We start from the raw sequence: 17,055 nt of genomic DNA, 5'->3' as shown, positions 1-17,055 counted from the left end.
GGACTGGGGATAGCTAAATTTTTCTAAAAGGATAAGAAAGTATGATATTGTTGCTTTGGGATATCGATTTAACGGAAGAGACACGTTCGGCTCCAGCGTCCAATAGCTAGACGACGTCACGAAATCGTCCTACGATAAGTCATCAATCACAAGTATTGCATCCACGCAACGGAGGAGAACCCGTGAAGCAAGCTAATCTTGCGCGTCGGAATCTCTTGCTGTATAAAAAAGCCGCTATACTACCCCTGATAGGTAGTATAGCGGATTTGTACACAAAGGTATTATTTAATTACGAATCAAGTAGTCAAATGCGCCTAGAGCAGCAGTTGCGCCTGATCCCATAGAAATGATAATTTGGTTATAAGCGCTATCGGTACAATCTCCTGCGGCAAACAAGCCAGGGACGTTTGTTTGTCCTTGTTTGTCTACAAGGATTTCGCCCATGCGGTTGCGTTCCACAGTGCCATCAAGCCATTCTGTATTTGGAACGAGTCCAATTTGTACGAATACGCCTTGAAGTTCAATGTGTTTTTCTTCTTTTGTTTCGCGATCGACATAGGTAATGCCATTTACACTGTCTGTACCAGTAATTTCTTTTGTTTGTGCATTTTTAATGACTGTTACGTTTGGTAAGCTGTACAAGCGTTTTTGTAGCACTTCGTCAGCTTTTAGTTCTGACGCGAACTCAAGTACCGTGACATGCTTCACAATTCCAGCGAGGTCGATAGCTGCTTCAATTCCAGAATTACCTCCGCCGATAACAGCGACGTCTTTTCCTTCGAACAATGGACCGTCACAGTGTGGGCAATATGCTACACCGTTGTTTTTAAATTCTTGTTCGCCAGGAACGCCAATGTTTCGCCAACGAGCGCCTGTAGAAATAATGACACTTTTACTTTTTAGTACAGCGCCATTTTCAAGTTCAAGCTCAAACATATCTTTCTTTTCGAGGTTTTTGGCGCGTTGAGAGTTCATGACATCAATGTTGTAATCATTGACATGTTCTTCTAGGTTAGCAACTAGCTTTGGTCCTTCCGTACGCTTGACGCTAATAAAGTTTTCGATACTAAGTGTATCTTGAACTTGACCGCCAAAGCGTTCAGCAACGATACCAGTACGGATTCCTTTACGAGCAGCATATATAGCGGAGCTAGCACCTGCTGGACCACCGCCCACGACAAGAACGTCAAAGGGCTCTTTTTCAGAAAGCTCAGAGGCATCTACACCATGTCCGATTTTTTCTAGTAACTCTTCAAGGGTGATTCGCCCACCATTAAAGAATTCTCCATTTAAATAGACAGCCGGAACTGCCATAATGTTCTTGCTTTCTACTTCGTCTTTAAACGCTGCACCGTCAATCATCGTATGCGAAATATTTGGATTGAGTACGCTCATCATATTTAACGCTTGAACCACGTCAGGACAGTTGTTACAGCTTAGACTAACATATGTTTCAAAGTGATATTCTTCTGTAATGCTTTTAATTTGGTCAATCATTTTTTGATCTAATTTTGGCGGTCTGCCACTCACCTGTAAGAGAGCTAAGACGAGTGAATTAAATTCATGCCCAAGTGGAAGACCAGCAAACGCAATGCCTGAGTCCTCCCCGACACGATTAATACTAAAGCTTGGTGTTTTCGCTAGCTTTGTATGTTCAACTGTTATTTTATTGGACATATTAGCTAGCTCATCTGTAAGAGCTAGCATGTCCTTTGATATTTTATCGTCTCCAGTGCTTACTTTGAGCACTAGATCGTTTTCTAATAGTTCAAGATATTGTTGTAATTGTGACTTGATCTCTGGGTCTAGTACCATTTATAGCACTCCTTAGATTTTACCTACTAGGTCAAGGCTTGGTTTAAGTGTTTCTTCGCCTTCTTTCCATTTTGCAGGACATACTTCACCTGGGTTGTTACGTACATACTGTGCAGCTTTGATTTTATCAGCTAATGAGCTAGCATCACGGCCGATACCATCCGCATTGATTTCTACAGTTTGGACAACGCCATCTGGATCAATAATGAACGTTCCACGATCAGCAAGACCAGATTCTTCATTTAACACATCAAACATACGCGTAAGTGTTTGTGCAGGATCGCCAATCATTCCGTATTCAATTTTATTAATTTTATCAGACGCATCGTGCCAACCTTTGTGTACGAAGTGTGTGTCTGTAGAACAAGAATACACTTCAGCACCTAGTTTTTTCAAATTTTCATATTCGTTTTGTAAATCTTCTAATTCTGTTGGGCATACGAATGAGAAGTCTGCTGGGTAAAAGCAAAGCACTGTCCATTGCCCTTTAAAATTTTCCTCTGTAACATCGATAAATTCACCTTGCTTAAAGGCTTTTGCAGAGAATGGTTGTACTTCGGTTCCTATTAAAGACATAATTATCTTCCTCCTAGAAGTATTTTGATGTATGAGCTAAAAAGCAAAAGCTTTAGCTATAATAATTCTAATCACACATCTATTATTAATTAGTAGTTGTTTTTTGTCAAGCATTTACCTTTTTACTGAAAATGACAGTGTTTGTTAGGTAAGCTATGGTTACACATATAAAAAATAGTTATTTGAACAAAGTAATTGAAAATGATATTCAATGATAATGAGGAAATTTGTAAAGTAGCTGAAGTTCATCATCATTTCGCTTGAGTTTTATGGAAAGTCGCTGAAGTTCACAAGATAGTTACTCGAAGTTCACAATAAAGTCGCTGAAGTTCACAACTATCCGCAAGTCGTTACACTTGAAAGCCATATAAAAACAGTAGCGTTTTATAATTGCTACTGTTTTTTGGTTATTCTTGCCGCACGACGTCGGCATCCCTCCTGATTTTAGTGGCATGATTCCTCAATCTTTCGTTGATGCTTTCTACTCGCTGTGTTGTTAAGCTGGCGATCCGAGCATTGTTTACCTAAGGAACGTTTTTTAAAGTAGATGATGGAGGATGCTCGTCTTCATAAAACAGATGTACCGTTGGATCGATTTTCCCAATTCCTAAATATCTTGCTTTATAGTCGTGAAGTAAGGTGAAAAATTTTTTGCTTAAGAGTAAAATCACCATAACATTAATAAACGTAGGAATAGCAGAAGCGATATCGGCAAAATACCAGACCGTTTGACCTGTTAAACCATAGCTTACGGCATAGATGACTAAAACCGTTCCTGGTATAGGGTAAAACCAATTGTAAAACGTCAAAACGCCTTTTTTAAAAGCGCGCTTTTGATTTCGTAATAGGTGACGCAGTAGCACTTCATAATAGACAAACCAACCTGTTAATGTTGTTAATCCAAATAAGAAAATCGAAATCGTGATGACAACTCTTCCAGTGTCGCCTATGCCCATTTCAAAAGCCGATAATGTTAATGCAGCACCTGACATGCCGGAAGACCATTTACCTGTAATAATGATGACAAAAGCAGTGAGGGAACAAACCACAATCGTATCAACAAATACTTCAAACGCGCCCCAAAGCCCTTGTTTAACGGGGTGATTTACTTTAGCAGTTGAATGAACCATCGGGGAAGTCCCCCAACCAGCTTCATTACTATAGACGGATCTTGCCATCCCCATACTAATTGCTTGTGTTACTGCTGCGCCAGTAAACCCGCCTACAGCAGCTGTCCCGCCAAACGCACCTTGAAAGATAATGGAAAACACGTCGCCAATTTGGGTGATGTGGGTCAAAATAATATACAAACCAGACAGAATGTAAAATAGTACCATAATGGGAACGAGTCTCGCTGCAAACTTCCCAATATGCTTTAAACCACCATAGATGACGTAATATGTAACTACCATAAGTGTTAAAGAGACAGGGATCATGCCAATATTAAATGTAGAGCTAACTGCTTCGGAGATCGTGTAGTTTTGCAATGTAAAAAAGAAGGTGCCAAAAATACCGCAACCAAATAGAATAGCAGGAATCATCCAGTAGCGGAATTTATTCTCTTCTCCAAGTCCTTTTTCCATATAATAGGTTGGACCGCCATATGGTTCGCCATTTTCATCTGTGCTGCGATAATGAACAGACAAGGTTACTTCCACGGTTTTTATAATCATACCAAAGAGGGCGCAAATCCAAAGCCAAAATACAGCACCTGGCCCGCCGACGGCAATTGCAGTGGAGGCTCCGCCAATGTTGGCAACACCAACAGAACCGCCAATAGCTGTACTAACAGCTTCAAAGGAGGAAATAATCCCTTTGGAGGACGGATCATCATTAGTGGCCTTCTTTTTAAAGATACTTAGCAATGTTTTATTCAGAATATGTGGCAAATAAAGAAATTGAAAAAATTTACTCCGTACGGAAAAATACACGCCGGTAAAGAGAATAGCAATAAGAAGAGGCAGTCCCCATAGAAACTCTGAAATAGATTGCAGAATAACTTGCATACGTTTGCTCCTTTTCATTTTTTGCTTAAATAGAGAGGAAATTTAAAGTTGTTAATTTTTTAATAATAACAAAAATTATCTCGATATTCAAATTGGTGTAGCACCACATAAAGGGGGGGGTGCTGTTCCCAAAACATTAATATGGTGCAGTAGCATTAACTATTTAGTATCAAGAATGACTCCATCATCTCATTTAGAAGAGAGGCTAAATTTCTCGTGACAGCGATCTTAAAATTGCTGCCAAAAAGATGTTAAAAATTTGTTATCATAATAGTATTACTTTTTGTACAATAGTGTTAAGGAGGTTGATATGATGTTACATTCTAGAGAGGAAATAGTGCATATAACCAAACAATTAGTACACATGGAAAGCGTGGTAAATACAGATGGGGAAAAAACGATAGCATCTTCATTGTATTCCATTATTTCCAATTACCCCTATTTCAGAGGGCATGCTGATCATGTACTTTTACAACCGACAGCAAATGATTCTATGGAAAGATATAATGTGCTTGCGTTTGTAAAAGGGACAAAAGGAAACAGTAATCGAACGGTCATTCTTATGGGACATTTGGATACAGTTGATACATTTGATTTTCAACATTTACAGCATGTAGCTTGTTCTCCCGAGGAGTTGATGGAACACCTAAAAGAGGAGCAATTGCCATCTACGGTAAAAGCAGACTTAGAATCAGGGGATTGGTTGTTTGGTCGGGGAGCTTTAGATATGAAAAGCGGCCTTGCTAGTCATTTATATTTGTTGAAATATTATGCCAACCACCCCGAGGAGCTGGAAGGGAATTTGTTATTTTTAGCAGCTTGCGATGAAGAAGATAGTTCGCATGGTATTTTATCCGCGATACCGCTATTAAAATCATGGAAAAGGGAAAAAGGCTTTGAATATGTAGCAGCTATTAATTCTGACTTTGTTGCACCAGCATTTGCTGGAGATGAGAACCGCTACATATATAAAGGTACCGTGGGGAAATTGCTTCCGACATTTCTTGTTCTAGGAGCAGAAACGCATGTTGGCTCGTGCTTCGAAGGGCTTGATCCGAATTTTATAGTTGCCGAGTTAACAAATCACATCAATTATAACCCACATCTTTGTGATGAAGCACATGGAGAAATGACGCATCCACCTGTTTCTTTAAAGCAAACCGATTTAAAGCCAGCTTATACCACGCAAACTGCTCTGGCTGCTTATGTATACTATAATTTTTTTACCCATTCCTGGTCGCCGGCAGAGGTTTTGGAAACATTAAAAGGGGAGGCTTACATTGCTTTTGAGCGGGCGATTGAGAAATTACAACAGCGCTATCAGCAATTTGGTCAACTTCGAGGAAAATCGCCTGCACCGCTTGGATGGAAGCCAAGAGTGCTAACATATGAGGAAATGGAAAATAGGCTAAAAGAGGAGCATGGTGAACCTTTTATACAGCATATGCAAGCGTTTAAAGAGTTTCTTTTGCAACAAGAAAATTTGGATACCCGATTATTTTCTGTTTATGTTGTGGAGGAGGCTTGGAAATGGATGACAGATAAAACACCAGCAATTATTTTATTTTATGCTTCTCTTTACTCACCAAGAGTGGACTTATCGGAGGACAATGAAAAAGAAGCGACACTCATTAAAGCTTTGGAGAAGGCGGTCACCGAAATACAACCAAACTATTCGCATCCTTTAGTAACAAGAAATTTCTTTCCACATATTTCAGATATGAGCTTTGTGGCGATTAGAGATTCACAAGCAGATATTCAAGCTGTTACCCAGAACAGCCCAAGTTGGGGGAGCAAACATGTTGTTCCTTATGAGGATATACGGGATTTAAATATACCTGTCATCAACATCGGCCCGTACGGTATGGATGCGCATAAGCGTTTGGAACGAGTAGAGATGACATACTCTTTTGAAATCGTGCCAAACTTAACAAAGCGTGTGATTGAATTACTGGGAATGTGACGTAGAAAAACTACCTGCTGAGAAGCAGGTAGTGGGAGTTAGTTTGTATTTGTTTTCATATTTTTAAAAAATAATAGCTATTAAAACGTTACTTTTAGAAATTTTTTTTAAATGCTACTTACATCGCTTTACGAATGATTGCTTGAACTTCTTCTAATTTTGGCTTCCTAGGGTTGGTTGCAGCCGTAGCATCCTTCATAGCGTTTTCTGCTAGGGTAGGGATGTCTTCTTCTTTTGCACCAAGCTCTTTAAAGCCAGATGGAATGTTTAAGTCTCTCGATAAACGCTCAATGGCAGCGATTGCTTTTTCAGCTGCTTCACGTTTGCTTAATCCGTCTACATTTTCTCCTAAATAGGCTGCCATCTTAGCAAAACGATCTTCACGGCCTACAAGGTTGTAATGGCACACATGTGGTAAAAGGATGGCGTTACATACACCGTGTGGCAAGTTATAGAACCCGCCCATTTGGTGAGCAATTGCATGCACATACCCTAACGAAGCGTTGTTAAATGCCATGCCGGCTAAGAATTGTGCGTAAACCATTTTTTCACGCGCTTCGATATCTTGTCCATTGGCAAATGCTCGTGGTAAATATTCAGGAATAAGTTCAAATACTTTTTCAGCAGCTGAATCTGTCATTGGAGTTGCCGCTGTTGATACGTAAGCTTCTACAGCATGAGTTAAAGCGTCTAATCCTGTAGCAGCAGTTAGTGCTGGTGGTAGACCAACCATTAAATCTGGATCGTTAATGGATACTAAAGGCGTTACATGCTTATCAATAATAGCCATTTTTACGTGACGCTTTACATCAGTTATGATCGTAAACTTCGTCATTTCACTTGCTGTTCCAGCTGTTGTGTTAATGGCGATTAATGGAACTAATGGGTTCTCTGATTTATCTACACCCTCATAGTCGTGGATCGTTCCACCGTTAGAAACAACAAGTCCAATACCTTTAGCGGCGTCATGTGAAGATCCTCCTCCTAATGATACAAGAGAGTCACAATTAGCAGCTTTATAAGCTTCTACACCATCTGCTACGTTTTTGTCTGTAGGGTTTGGCTCAGCTTTTGGATAAACTTCTACTTCTAGCCCAGCTTCTTTAATAATGTTCGCAATTTTGTCTGCGATACCTAATTTAAATAGTCCCTCATCTGTTACTAATAATGCTTTCTTCGCATTTACATCTTTTAAACGGGAACCCGTTTCTTGAATGCTTCCGGAACCAAATAAATTAATGGAAGGCATTGAAAATTGACTTTGCGCTGTCATGTTTTTCATCTCCTTATTAAAACTATTTTTGTAATTAGCAGAAAAGTCCTGTAATCTGCTATATATTTCCACTTCTCCTTCAATATAGCATAATGGCAGTAATATTCAACAAAAAAGGTCAAAAAACGACAAATATCCGCAAAATCTTTTTATGTGTGAACATATGAAGGTAAAAACACGCTTATACGCTTTAATGCTCGTGATTTCACAAAATGTTGTTACTTATTTCACAAACAAGAATCATTTTTATCTGAAAGGGGAAAGTTGGCTTTAGGCAACGGTCTTTATTGTAGGAAACAATGAAGTTTTGCACGGGGGTAATTAGCAATAGAAACAAGTTAGCAACATATAGAGATATTAACGAATATCTTTTAAAACCATTCATAGAGGAATACCAAGCTTAGAAAAATAGGATGAAACAAATAAGCCATGAGACAATGCCCACGGCTTAATACCTTAACATCTTATGCTTCTGTAAAAAAGCCATTGTTCGTAGCGACATCTTTAAACCAATAACCACTCTTCTTAATAGAACGTTTCGCGTTATTATTTAAATCAACGGAAACTAAGCCGTAGCGATTTTTATAGGCATTCATCCAAGACCAATTATCCATAAATGTCCATACGTGATACCCTTTTACGTTAGCCCCTTCTTCTAATGCCTTGTGAACCCATTTTAAATGGTCTTTGTAAAAATCAATTCGATAATCATCTTGAATGATTCCGGAGTCATCTTTAAATCGCTGTTCATTTTCTACACCCATACCATTTTCAGAAATGAAACATTCTACATTATTATAGTTATCTTTTAAATTAATTAGAATATCATAAATGCCTTTTTCATATATTTCCCAACCACGATAGGGGTTCATTTTTCTGCCTGGCATGTCATAAGCGTCAAAAAAATGCTCAGGCATTAATGGTGCATCTGGATGAGTGGCATATTCTTTTGCTTTTACTCGACGGGGCTGGTAATAGTTTACCCCTAAAAGGTCAATCGTATATGTTGAGAAAATGACGCGATCCTCCGTTTGAGTGACTGGTAACAGATCATGTTTTTCTAGTAATTGGATAAGTTCTTCTGGAAAATCGCCTTTTACAGAGACATCTAAAAAAGAGCGGTTAAAAAATAAATCTGCAATTTTCGCAGCTTTTACGTCAGCTGGATGACTGCTTCTTGGATAAGATGGGGTTACATTTAAAATGATACCTATCTTTCCTTGTTGCCCTTCTTCTTTATAGGCTTGGATTGCTTTCGCACTAGCTAAAGCAGAATGATACCCTACTTGAACAGCTCGTTTGAAATCAACGACATTTGGATAGTGCATATCATATAAATAGCCAGCCTCTACGGGAACAATGGGTTCATTCTGTGTAAACCATTTGCTCACTTTAGAACCAAATAATTGGAAACAAGTACGAGCATATGCTTGAAAGGCTTCGACAACATCGCGGTTTTCCCAGCCACCTATCTGTTGCATAGCTAGCGGCATATCAAAATGATAGAGGTTTACAAAAGGCTCAATCCCTGCATTGATTAGCTCATCCAGTACGTGATGGTAAAAATCCACCGCAGCTGGATTCACCTCTCCTGTACCATTTGGCATAAGGCGTGACCAGGAGATAGACATACGAAAGGAATTATGACCTAATTTTTTCATTAAGGCAATATCTGCTTGATAGGCTTCATAAAAACGGGACGCTTCACTGGGGCCGACTTGTTGGAAAAAACGATTCGGTTCTTGTTCATACCAATAATCCCAAATGTTTTTTCCTTTACCGTCCATTGCTGCAGCACCTTCCGTTTGCGTAGCTGAAGCAGCGCTTCCCCACCAAAAGTCGTTAGGAAATGTGTATTGTGACATAGTTACCACCTTTTCTTATGATTTAGATTGAAGGAAATGATAGGTTGCCCCGATAAGATTCGCCTGTTGTAAAAAGGTACAAGTAGTTACTTTTCCGTGCGGGTTTCCTATTCCCATTGACTGTTGAACATCCTGTATGCTAGTAGAAAGGGAAGACATAAAATCTTGTCTTGCACTAATGCCCCCACCGATCAAAATAAGTTCAGGATCATATATATGCTGTAAGTTGTATATGCCTGTTGCTAAAACAAAATAAAATTCTTCGATAGCTTGCTGACAAATCTCATCTCCATTTTTAGCCATGGCAAAAATGTTTTCTCCAGAGAGCGACTTTGCTGACATCCCTTTTTGTTCGGCGACTTTTCTTACGATGGCAGAAGTAGAGCCCATCTGACTCCAATAATCGATTCGTTTGCTTTTTGGGTCGGCAAACAAAATAGCGTAGCCGAACTCTCCGCCATAAAGATGTGCCCCACGGTATAATGCACCATTAGAAATGATAGCACCACCAATACCTGTGCCAATGACAATGACCAATACATCTTGCAGTCCAACAGCGCCGCCTTTCCATAACTCCGCAAGAGCTGCACAGTTTGCGTCATTTTCCACTGCGACTGGCATACCTGTCGCCTCATGCAGTACTTTTTTTAAAGCGATGTCCTGTAAATAAGGGATGGCACTTGTTCCTTGTACTTCACCATCAGCTGTAATCGTTCCTGGACAACTAACAGCCAGCCCGTGAATGTTTGTCTTTTGTTTTACTTGCTGCACCGTTTGTTGGATAAAATCCAGTAAATCTTGTAAATGATCGGGAGTTGGGGTTTTGTCTTCTAAAGAAATGTTTGCTTCTTCATCGATTACCGCGTATTTGACATACGTTCCGCCAAAGTCAAATGCAAGGTATTGTTTCATTAGTATAGCCTCTTTTCTTTTACCTTGTAGCTCATTAGATCTTGTGTTTATTTACACGATCGTAAAGTAGAAAATGCTTAGCTGTTATAGCACTATAGGAAAGCATCAGATTTTTTGGTTTATAGTATAAGAAAAACTACGCCTTTCGCCATAAGACTTGGCGACAAGTCAAGTTTTTCTAACCGCAAAAGTTTCTTTTCAAAAACCTTTGTTGAAACACAGTAGTAGGCTTATTTAGTGGCGAACTTTAAGCCCTGAGTAATTTATGTTTAGAATCGCTTATTCTTCATGTTGTGACCCTGTCTATAAGCGTGTTCCGTATGAATCCACTTGCTTATATTTTCTCTGTACATGCTAATGTACTGCGAATAAATCATATCAATAATAATGAGCAGCGGGATCTGTACCGAGATTTGTCCAACTTCATTTGTATTTTGTAAACTTGAAGTTAGTAAAGTAACATTTGCCAGTTCTTTTATTTCTTCTGAATGATTTGAAGTGATCATAACAATCGATGTCCCTTGTTGTTTAAGCTGTTGTAGGGAGTCAAGAACATATTGGTTTTCTGCTCGTAACGACAAACAAATAACTAAATTATCTTCATTTAAAAGGGAAGAAACCATCTCGATGGAATTATGATCTTGCACTACTTCAATAAATTTACCAATCCTAGTAAAACGAAATTTGAAATCAGCTCCAGCAATTGCGCTTAATCCTAAGCCGTACACATGAATGATCTTATGATTGTAAATATATTCGCATACCGTTTGAATATCTTGTATATCTATATTGTTATCAATCGTATTAATCAATTCTTTATAACGAAATTTAAGATTATGTGTCACATTGTTTTTATCAATGGTGTGTTCTTCTAACGCATTTCGATAGGCATAGATAAATTCCTTATAGTTTTCAAAGCCTATTTTCTGACAAAACCTTGTAATAGAAGCAGTAGATACATTTATTTTTTTTGCAATTGCCGACTGCTTGAGAGGAGGATTTCCTTCTAAGAAATAAGCAGCAATTTGCTCATCTACTACTGTGAATTTTAATCTAGAACTTTCAATTAATAAAAATAGATCACTGTTAATCAACCGTATCACCCGCTTTATTTAGACCTTATTATCATGTATTGATTGATTCCATTATAATATATTCTTACGACCTAGCGTCTATACAGTAATTCGTCTCACGCTTTTTTTAAGGGATAAGAAAGTATAAAAATTGGATGCTATGGAATAACCAAATAACCGAATGAGCCACGTCCGGCTCCATCGCCCAGCAACTAGGCGACTTCACGAATTGCCTTACGATAAGTCATCATCGGTTCGTTCTAAATAGGAAGGTCGACTAAAGACGGGCTTGCCGGAGGGCGCCGGCATACTCCTGTTGCAGGAGCATAATTCCTAAAACTTCAGTTGATTCGCTCCACTCGCTACGTTGCTAAACGGGCGCCCCGAGCCATTGTTCATTCGTTTGTACATTTAAAGAGAGGAGAAAATATCCCTCTCTAAATAGATGATAAAAAGGTCCGCACAAGCTAGATAGTTCTATATGATTATTTAAATTCGATATATATTGTTTTAACTTCTTTTGGCTTAAAGCTTCCTAAATGAATGGTTTGGCTACTTCTTTGGTTAGCTTTATCCAGTTTCTCTTCCATCGTTGTAAACTGCCAAAAGCGGACGTTTTCTTTGCAGGTTAGCTCGCCACCATCTTCCATAGCTTGGTTTGTCGGGTTGAAAAAGCGTAAGATTATTCCTTTACTTTGACGTGCTTTCTTACATGAACTAAATACAACTTGTTTCACATTTGTCGCATCCACCAACGAATAGGTTTCTGGTACTTGAAAAGGGAGTGGTTGCATCACAAAGTATTTTAGCGTATTCGTAAATTGGTTTAAGCTTTGCTGTTGATAGTAAGGAATCGATATGGCATATTTTTGGTAATCTGCAAATGCACAAGCTTCATGACACGTACGCCCAATGCGAATAGAGACCTTAAATGTTAATGATTTAAGCAATTGGCTATCAGGTGTTTCGATATATTTGAACTGATTACCAGAAGCCACTCCTGGTCGCCGTTTCAAATCAGGTTTACCAAGATAGCCTACTGCACGAAATAGCGTGAGTGCTATATCTTTTTCTTTAGAACCGATAATTTCGTATTCTTTAATCCCTTTTGTAAAGGCGGTCACGCTTTTTTGTTGGTCATGCAATTGAACAAAGCTAAGCATCGGATAAATACCTGTTGGCTCTTCTTTCCAGCCCTTTTCCTGCCAATGTTTGAAGTTAGGGTCAGTTACAGGACGAGATATAGTCCCAAAAGGTGTATCAGCAATACTTTCCTCTGTATTTACTCCACCATTTATTAGTAAGCGCATGCGATGATCCATTGCTTGATTATTTATTTTCAAATGAATATCTACAGCCTGCTTATGCGCTTCTAACCCAATAGTGCAGGTGTAAGGAATCAATGCTGTAGCAGTTCCTTGTTCGCGTTCGTGCTGGTTTTTAGGAACAACAAAATTTCCGTTCAGTTTCAGTGTGCTTTTCCAAGTTCCTGGATTGCTAGAAACACTAGCTGTGTCAAATTTAAATTGTAATTTCCAGTCATTTTCTGGTTGCGAGTAGTCGTAGTTATCCCCGTCATCACCAGCATCTTCAACAAGTAAGAAATCAGGATATAAGGTGTTACTTTCTTTGTCGAGAACGTGAACACTGCCATTCTTAACTTGAACTTGATAATATTCATTTTCAATCGTATTTGCAGTGACCTCTTGCTTCTCGGAAGCAGGAACTGTTTCCATACGATCTTCTTCCAATACAATATCAAGCACTTCATAGCCAAGCGGTTGTAATTTTACAGGCAAGGCAATTTCGATTTCGTAATAATACGATGCAGGAGCAGGATCAATTGTTTTACGAATTGGTGCATTGGAATGCTTCGTTATATTTCGGATGTCATAATCCAATTTTTGCTCTCCATGGTATATAGAAAAGCTCGTCACTGGTAATGATAAAGCAATGGTAATAACTTGCTCTCTGATTATTGGTAACGTGTTAAAAATAGTCACTTGATTATTTTTTACATTATTCCTTGATTCACTGATTTTTCGTGTTAAGTAATCAACGACAGAGTAGGAAAGTTGGTCAGCTTCAATAAAGCGTTGTAAAATGGCTTGGTTTGTTTTATCGCTATTACAGCCACCAGCACTATCATGAGCGTGATTACGTAATGTTAATTTCCAAATTTTATCTATAAGCGCTTGTTTATATGGAATTCCTAGCTGGTCTGCTAGGCTCATTAATGGCTCAATTTGAAAAATTAATCGACGTTCTATTTTATCGTTCAAATATTTGTGATCATAGCGAGATGAGTAAATAGAACGATGAATTTTAGAAACCTCAGCATTCAATAATTCTCCTTGGACAGTTGGTAAAGTCCTAGCTTCGTTCTCCATGGCTGCAAATAGATGATCGTAGTTACTTTCGATGAAGTGATCATCTGTAAGTTGTTCGTTATAGTGAGCAATCCGTTCTTTTAAATTAAAATCGACATATCGTTGATCCCCACCCACCGGTAGAGCAATATGAGATGAGGTGGTATTCTGTTTTATTTGCTCTAATAAAGGCTTTGCATAGTCTACTTCAATGAGTTGTACACCGACAAAGTAACCATCTTTTATATTGTAGGTTAATAGATTAGACCCATCCTCTGATTGCCAGTAGAATTCTCTAGTGTTTAATTGGTCAGAGGACAACCCACGCCAAAAGACAGCTTTATCAATCGCAAATTGTGAGAAAATCTTTGGCATATCAATGGATTGTCCGAACGCATCTGGGATATACCCTAATCGATCTACTCCACCTAATGCATCTCCAGATTCAATACCAAGCTGCAAATTGCGGACGATCGATTCACCACGAATAATCATTTGATCGGATTGTGTGTACCAAGGACCAACTTTTAATTTTCCAGCCGCGATGAGTGATTGTAATGTTTGTTGTTTATCTGGGTGTACCTCCAGGTAATCTTCCACAATACTCATTTGTCCGTCCAGCATATAGTAGTCGAGGACACCATCTTCTAACGCTTTGATTACCTCATCTACATGGTAGCAAAGCTGGATAAATGATTCGCTACTTGTAAAATACCACTCATAGTCCCAATGTGTATGAGCGATCACATGAATTTTCGTTTTCATTTCAACAACACCCTAATCTGTTAGTCACTTTGAGCAAGTAATTTATTTTGAATAGTCGCATGTAATTCCTCAGCTGTTGCAGCTTCTATAATCGATTTTGTAAATGTCTCATCAATTAATGCCCGAGAAATTGTACTGAGTAATGTGAGATGCTCTTGATTTTTCCCTTCAGGAATCGCAAGGGCGAACGTCATATGAACAGGTTGATGATCCATCGATTCCCACTCAATTGGGTTCGTAAATTTCACTAACATTAGTGCAGGTTTCTTCACTGTTTTATGCTTACAGTGAGGAATAGCAATGGAGCTCTTAAAACCTGTCGTAACCTCTTGCTCACGTTTTTTTAGACCTTTATAATATGCTTTAGCCGATTTAACAATCTCTTTTTCTTTGGCAAAATCAGCAATAAATTGTAAAGCTTCATCTTTTGTCGTTACGGAAGAATCAAAAGTAATATGTTGTATATCTAAAATCGATGTCTCCATGATTTATTCCACCTTTTTCTTTGTGAATCCAATAATAACGGCTGTAACGAGTACCCCTGTCAGGACACTGAAAATCCATGTAACAAAAGGAATAGGCTGTTCAATATAACCGACAAATGTACCAAGCGGAGAGCCAATACCGCCGTAAAATTTGGCGCCTAATCCTGCTGCAAGTCCTCCAGCAACTGCTGAACCAGCAACAAAGGCAGGGATCATTCGAATGGGGTCTTGTGCCGCAAAAGGTATAGCACCTTCTGTTACACCAACCATCCCCATACCAAATGCACTATGTGCAGATACTTTTTCGGTTGGTGAAAATTTCTTTTTAAAGAGTATAGAGGCAAGCCATATTCCAAGTGGAGCAACGGAAATTGCTGCTTGAGTTGCTGTCTGTGGTACAAAGTTAGCACCTTCAATGCCATATTTAGCAACGGTGTCCGTAAAGACTGCTGTACCAAAAACAAGGGCTGTTTTATTAATTGGTCCACCAAGGTCAAAGCCGACCATTGCGCCAATAATAATACCTACAATTACTGGTGCTGCTGCATAATTTTCATTTAAAGTCGTTAACCCTTCATATAAGAAGTCCATCATCGAGGCCATTGGATTTCCAATTACGTATAGGACAAAAATAGAAATAAGTAATGTACTTACTAATGGTAGTAGCATAATTGGTACGATAGGCTGAATAATTTTTGGATACGGAATTTTTTTAAGCCCTTTGACGAGATAACCAGCTGCAAAGGCAACTAGAATAGCTGCTAAAAATCCTCCTCCGGCTTCAGCGCCAAGCATTTCTGCATCATTGGCAATATAGGTTCCAATCATGGCAGCTGCAATCGCTGGCTTTCCGGCAATAGAGTTCGCAACAAATCCAGCAAACAAAGGGATCATTAATAGGAAACCGACTTGCCCAACACTGAACAAGTTGGACATTAAATCGCCCATAAATGTAGAAGTATCAAAACCCCAGTTGACAATTCTTCCTGCATCATCTTTTTGGAATGCGTATACATTGGCAATAGCTAAAATAAGTCCGGAAGCAATAACCATTGGGATCATGTAGGAAATACCTGCCATAATATGCTGGAAGAAACCGCCTTCTTCTGTTTTGCCCATCTTTGCTACTCCCGCTTTTGTTCCCTTTTCTCCGTAAATAGGAGCCTCATTTAAAGCCTTTTCAATTAAAGCCTCAGGATTTTTAATTGCTTCTGCTGCTCGTACTCTTAATACACGCTTACCTGCAAAACGTGTCATATCGATATTAATTTCTACAGCTAGTATTACTACGTCAGCTGCTTCAATTTCCTGAGCAGTTAGTTTGTTTTCGACACCGATGGAACCTTGTGTTTCCACTTTAATGTCGTAACCTTTAGCAACGCCAGCCTTTTCTAAAGATTCGGCGGCCATATACGTATGGGCTATTCCGGCTGAACAAGCTGTAACACCAACAATTTTCTTTTTAGACATGGTAGCTCACCTTTCTGTAGTTGTTTTCTTTAAATAAAGATTGGGAAAGGAATACAATTAGTCATGCTCCCTTTCATTGTTTTTCATGTATCTAGATACAATAAGAATGCGAATAGATCTTGGCTAATTAGCTATGGTTTCATTATATGTGTGTCTTTATGTAATGTATATATCTACAAGTAATTCTGTATAAAGTATCTTTTTTATGCGTTTTCATGAAAATACTTTCAAAGTAAGTAGCCTTTCTACCTCCAATAGAGGAAAATAAAAAGTGTCGGATGCTTATACTAGTATTTTTAGCTTATTTTCCTTCTTTCCATCCTTTTTCATTTTTTCGGCACTAATTCTAGAGGGGGCGAATATTGCAGGTGAAATCATGCTATCTTTAAAAAATATCATGTCCAGATGAATATGGATTTGTTATACTATAGGAAATTATTATGGCTCATATTTGCTGAGCAACCTTTTTAATATGTAAATAAG

11 protein-coding genes are annotated in these 17,055 nt (G+C 38.7%); 1 reads left to right on the top strand and 10 read right to left on the bottom strand.

Annotation, left to right across the window (positions count from 1 at the left end; translation table 11 throughout):
- Positions 1-285 precede the first annotated feature (285 nt).
- The 3 genes from ahpF to D9780_RS15920 all read right to left on the bottom strand — a co-directional run bounded on the left by ahpF (position 286) and on the right by D9780_RS15920 (position 4,397).
- Positions 286-1,815: an alkyl hydroperoxide reductase subunit F gene (gene ahpF / locus D9780_RS15930; protein WP_121640774.1), complete on the bottom strand. Its 1,530-nt coding sequence runs from the start codon at positions 1,813-1,815 to the stop codon at positions 286-288.
- Positions 1,816-1,827: 12 nt separating this feature from the next.
- The gene (ahpC, locus tag D9780_RS15925; RefSeq protein ID WP_073006991.1) at positions 1,828-2,391 is read right to left on the bottom strand and encodes an alkyl hydroperoxide reductase subunit C; all 564 of its coding nucleotides are present in this window, start codon (positions 2,389-2,391) and stop codon (positions 1,828-1,830) included.
- 524 nt (positions 2,392-2,915) lie between these two features.
- The gene (locus D9780_RS15920; protein WP_121640773.1) at positions 2,916-4,397 is read right to left on the bottom strand and encodes an alanine/glycine:cation symporter family protein; all 1,482 of its coding nucleotides are present in this window, start codon (positions 4,395-4,397) and stop codon (positions 2,916-2,918) included.
- Positions 4,398-4,710: 313 nt separating this feature from the next.
- Between D9780_RS15920 and D9780_RS15915 the strand changes: the two genes are divergently transcribed.
- Positions 4,711-6,360, top strand: coding sequence for a M20/M25/M40 family metallo-hydrolase (locus D9780_RS15915; RefSeq protein WP_121640772.1), 1,650 nt, complete (start codon positions 4,711-4,713; stop codon positions 6,358-6,360).
- A 118-nt stretch (positions 6,361-6,478) separates the two neighbouring features.
- Here the strand turns inward: D9780_RS15915 and D9780_RS15910 are convergent, their stop codons facing one another.
- From D9780_RS15910 to D9780_RS15880, 7 genes are all read right to left on the bottom strand, one after another.
- Positions 6,479-7,633, bottom strand: a complete 1,155-nt coding sequence (locus D9780_RS15910; RefSeq protein ID WP_077702379.1) for an iron-containing alcohol dehydrogenase — start codon at positions 7,631-7,633, stop codon at positions 6,479-6,481.
- A 464-nt stretch (positions 7,634-8,097) separates the two neighbouring features.
- Positions 8,098-9,498: a glycoside hydrolase family 1 protein gene (locus D9780_RS15905; protein ID WP_121640771.1), complete on the bottom strand. Its 1,401-nt coding sequence runs from the start codon at positions 9,496-9,498 to the stop codon at positions 8,098-8,100.
- Between the two features lie 15 nt (positions 9,499-9,513).
- Positions 9,514-10,410 (bottom strand): ROK family protein, encoded by an 897-nt coding sequence (locus D9780_RS15900; protein WP_121640770.1) that lies wholly within the window; start codon positions 10,408-10,410, stop codon positions 9,514-9,516.
- A gap of 269 nt (positions 10,411-10,679) precedes the next feature.
- The gene (locus tag D9780_RS15895) at positions 10,680-11,504 is read right to left on the bottom strand and encodes a MurR/RpiR family transcriptional regulator (RefSeq protein WP_162985903.1); all 825 of its coding nucleotides are present in this window, start codon (positions 11,502-11,504) and stop codon (positions 10,680-10,682) included.
- Positions 11,505-11,968: 464 nt separating this feature from the next.
- The gene (locus D9780_RS15890; RefSeq protein ID WP_121640768.1) at positions 11,969-14,617 is read right to left on the bottom strand and encodes a glycoside hydrolase family 38 N-terminal domain-containing protein; all 2,649 of its coding nucleotides are present in this window, start codon (positions 14,615-14,617) and stop codon (positions 11,969-11,971) included.
- Between the two features lie 20 nt (positions 14,618-14,637).
- Complete coding sequence (locus D9780_RS15885) at positions 14,638-15,102, bottom strand: PTS sugar transporter subunit IIA (protein ID WP_121640767.1); 465 nt, start codon at positions 15,100-15,102, stop codon at positions 14,638-14,640.
- A gap of 3 nt (positions 15,103-15,105) precedes the next feature.
- The gene (locus D9780_RS15880; RefSeq protein ID WP_116278504.1) at positions 15,106-16,572 is read right to left on the bottom strand and encodes a PTS fructose transporter subunit IIC; all 1,467 of its coding nucleotides are present in this window, start codon (positions 16,570-16,572) and stop codon (positions 15,106-15,108) included.
- Between the last annotated feature and the right edge of the window lie 483 nt (positions 16,573-17,055).

Origin of the sequence: Virgibacillus sp. Bac330, assembly GCF_003667845.1 — a bacterium.
GTDB lineage: Bacteria > Bacillota > Bacilli > Bacillales > Amphibacillaceae > Virgibacillus > Virgibacillus chiguensis.
This window is presented reverse-complemented; position numbering and strand designations above follow the sequence as displayed.